Below are 3,431 nucleotides of genomic sequence, written 5' to 3' on the forward strand. Positions count from 1 at the left end.
TGTCATGACAATCATTTCATCCGAAAGTTGTATTGCCAAATCAATATCGTGTGTCGAAAACAAAATACATTTGCTAGTCTCTTGTGATAGTTTTTTTAAAAGCTTAAAAACGGAAACTTTATGAAACAAATCCAAGTGCGTGGTTGGTTCGTCAAGAATGATAAGCGGCGTATCTTGAGCCAATGCCCGAGCAATTAAAACAATCTGCAATTGTCCGTCACTGATTTCGTGATGTCTTTTACCAATCAAATGTTCTACTTGCGTTAGCATTATCGCTTGATTTATTTTTTCTAAATCTTCTTTCGATAGTTTGCCAAGCCAATTGGTATAAGGCTGTCTTCCCAAAGCAATTAATTCAAAAACAGTCAAATTGCTTGGAGGTAGTTTTTCGGTTAATACTAAACTTAAATTTTGTGCTAATGATAATGAGTCGTAGAGATGAATTTCTTTTTCCTTTAGCGTTACCGTTCCGGCTAAAGGTTTTTGAATTCCGGTTATCGTTCGCAATAGAGTCGATTTTCCAATACCATTGGCACCAACTAGTGAAATTAATTTTCCTTTTTCAAAAGTCAGATTGAGGTTTTCTGCAATAATGTTTTTTTCCTTTTTGGATTGGTATCCAATGGATAAATTTGAAGTGGAAAGTATGGTTTTATTCGAGCTCATTTTTAGTTTAAACACAGAATCTATGTGTTTGAAATTTATTGAATACTTTTCTTATTTACAATTAACCAAATCACTACCGGCGCGCCAATAATAGATGTTATTGCATTTATAGGTAAGGTGAAATCAAATCCAGGCATTTGTGAAATCGTATCACAAAATAACATTATTATGGATCCAATTAGCAATGTTGCAAAAAACAAAATCTTATGATTACTCGTTTGGAATAATAATTTTCCTAAATGCGGAACTGCCAATCCAATAAAGGCAATCGGACCGGCAAAAGCAGTTATGCTTCCAGCTAAAATACTCGTGGCGAAAATAATAATGTAACGCGATTTAGTGATGTTTAAGCCCATGCTTTTAGCATAATTTTCACCCAATAATAAAGCGTCTAAAGCTTTTAAAGAAAATAGACTGAGTACTAATCCAAGTAAAGTGCAAATGGCTAACATTGAAACGTTCTGCCAGGATAAATTGCCGATGCTTCCCATTGACCAAAATGTATATTTCTGTAATTGTTCAGCCGAACTAAAATAGGAAAACACACTTACAATTGCACTAGTAAAACTGCTAAACATTAATCCTACAATCAAAATCGACATGGTGTCGCGCAAGCGTTGAGAAACGATTAAAATCATTATTAAAACTACCGAACTTCCAATACAGGAAGCGATTATAATTCCGTAAGGCGATAATAAAAACTGCGAAAAAACAGAGGGTAAAAATCCGGCGCCAAGAATGACAAAAGCAACACCTAAACTTGAACCCGAACTCAATCCCATTACATAAGGTCCGGCTAACGGATTTCGGAACAGAGTCTGCATCAACAAGCCCGAAATGGAAAGTCCCATACCAACAAGTATTGCACTTATGGCTTTCGGTAAACGGAAATTAACGATAATGTATTCCCAGGTCTCTTTAGAAGCATGACCGCCAAACAAGCTACTGAAAACTTCTTTCAATGGAATGGCGACTTGCCCCATTGAAATGTTTAATAGCAATGACATTAGTAATGTCAATGACAAGAAAGTGAAAAGAAGACTATTTCTACTGTTGGTTTTCAAATTTGTGATAATCTGTGAAATCAGTGTTTTATTTTAATTTCTCAAAGAAGAAAGGTTTATAACCAATTAATAATTCCGGATGCAAAATCTTGACAATATCTTTCAATACAATATCCGGTCGATTGGGCGCTAATTCGTAATAAAGAATGCCTCCTGTCTTTCCTTTTTTACCACTGAACGAATATATATTTTTATTTTTGAATGCTTCAAATTCGGCATAATGTGGATTTGAATTTGTCATTTCATTTAACGAAGAAAATTGTCCAGAAGTAAACCAAATATCAGCACTTTTAGCTTTTTCAAAAACAGTTTCAAAAGATAAAGACAAGCTTCCTGTTCCGCTGGATTCCTGCCATAAATAATTGCCATTGGCTTGTTTTAAGAGCAAACTGCCCCAACTACTACCTTTGGGTAAATACCAATGATCTTCAAACATGTCTCCGGCTAGAATGGTTGGCGTAGTTTTGGCCATTTTAGCTATCCTTATGGTTTTTAAAAAATCTTTTTCAATTTTGGTAAAGAGTGCTGTGGCTTGTTTTTGTTTGCCATATAAAGCGCCGAAAAATTTTATCCATTCGGCTTTTCCTAAAGCATTTTCTTCGTTCCAGTCACCGTTGAGCATTACTTTTAAACCGCTTTTTTGCAGATTATCTAAGGTTGGATTTTTATTGTCAATGCCATAGCCAATGATAATATTAGGTTGTAAGTCAAGAATTGCTTCGGTATTTAAATCATGGTTGTTACCCAATTCTTTTACCTTTCCAGCATCAATTCCGGCTCTTACTTTTTTAGAAGAAATATAATCGCAGTGCGGAAAACCAACCAAGGTATTAACTTCATTAAGCATTTCGAGTGAAGGAATATGGGTGGTTGAGGTTACGATTATAGTTTTTATTGGAACGGAAATAATCAGGTTTTGTTTTAAACTATCGGGAACAATTCCGCTTTTTTCTTTAAGGATGTAAGTATAGGTTTTGGTAGCTTTTGGCCACGGATTTTTAACGATTACTACAGAATAGCCATTATAATTTTGAATCGAAAAGCCTTTAGCGTAGCGAACTTCATTTTTAGCAGAAATAATAACATTCGGTTTTAATTCGTTTTTGCAGCTGAAAAGAAATAATAGTGTAAACGAAAATAAATTTTTTGATATCATAGATTTCATAAGGCAATTTTGCATGTGCTGCAAAGTTAAAACGAAACCCATAAATAATACGTTTTATTTTTTCACCAATTTGTAATTGGCTTTTTGGCCGTTATCAAAATCGAGATTCAAAATGTACATTCCGGCACTTAATTGAGAAGATTGATTGTCCAAATTAGCTTTAGAAGAGGTTGCTATAATAGTTTTTCCGGTAATATCAATGATGGAATAGTTGGCAATGATTTGCTCCGATTGGATGTCAAAATTGTATGAAAAAGGATTTGGCGAAATGATGGCTTTTGGTTTTTCAAATGAAGTGTTTTCTAACAGCATTGCCACTCCAATCAGATCTGTTGTCTCAACTCCGTCATTCAGATTATCTAAGATGTTTTTTAACCCTGTAATATCACCATCAAAAACGATAGTATACCATTGACCGATAAAATAACTCATCGATTTGACTTGATAGGTATCGAAAATTAGATTTACAGCGCTATTGGAAGTAATTACATTTCCATTGGCGTTGGTACCTATTGGACTACCATTATTGTTGTCAT

General features: G+C 34.4%; 3 protein-coding genes and 1 pseudogene. All 4 read right to left on the reverse strand.

The window, feature by feature from the left end; translation table 11 throughout:
• Window positions 1-594 (reverse strand): annotated as a pseudogene (locus ACOYLP_RS11425) (ABC transporter ATP-binding protein); the annotation flags it as partial.
• Between the two features lie 107 nt (window positions 595-701).
• On the reverse strand, window positions 702-1,730 hold the full coding sequence (locus tag ACOYLP_RS11430; RefSeq protein ID WP_422856300.1) for an iron chelate uptake ABC transporter family permease subunit: 1,029 nt from the start codon (window positions 1,728-1,730) through the stop codon (window positions 702-704).
• 28 nt (window positions 1,731-1,758) lie between these two features.
• Complete coding sequence (locus ACOYLP_RS11435; RefSeq protein ID WP_422856301.1) at window positions 1,759-2,886, reverse strand: ABC transporter substrate-binding protein; 1,128 nt, start codon at window positions 2,884-2,886, stop codon at window positions 1,759-1,761.
• A 63-nt stretch (window positions 2,887-2,949) separates the two neighbouring features.
• Window positions 2,950-3,431: T9SS type A sorting domain-containing protein (locus ACOYLP_RS11440; RefSeq protein ID WP_422856302.1), on the reverse strand; the 482-nt coding region annotated here is incomplete at its 5' end.

Source organism: Flavobacterium sp., from assembly GCF_049318325.1.
In the GTDB taxonomy this organism is placed as follows: domain Bacteria; phylum Bacteroidota; class Bacteroidia; order Flavobacteriales; family Flavobacteriaceae; genus Flavobacterium.